We start from the raw sequence: 278 nt of genomic DNA on the forward strand, positions 1-278 counted from the left end.
CTGCGTCAGCTGGCGAGCGTGACGGTAGAAGATACCCGTACCCTGAAAATCAACGTGTTCGACCGCTCAATGAGCCCGGCCGTTGAAAAAGCAATCATGGCATCTGACCTGGGTCTGAACCCAAGCTCAGCCGGCGCGGATATTCGCGTTCCACTGCCTCCGCTGACGGAAGAGCGTCGTAAAGACCTGATCAAAGTAGTTCGTGGTGAAGCTGAGCAGGGTCGTGTTTCCGTACGTAACGTGCGTCGCGATGCGAACGATAAAGTGAAAGCCCTGCT

The 278-nt window shown here is 55.8% G+C and carries 1 protein-coding gene; it reads left to right on the forward strand.

Features of this window, described 5'->3' with window-relative positions; translation table 11 throughout:
* Nucleotides 1-278: ribosome-recycling factor (locus FLQ44_RS11085; RefSeq protein WP_147694443.1), on the forward strand; the 278-nt coding region annotated here is incomplete at both ends.

Origin of the sequence: Vogesella mureinivorans, assembly GCF_007644035.1 — a bacterium.
Lineage (GTDB): Bacteria > Pseudomonadota > Gammaproteobacteria > Burkholderiales > Chromobacteriaceae > Vogesella > Vogesella mureinivorans.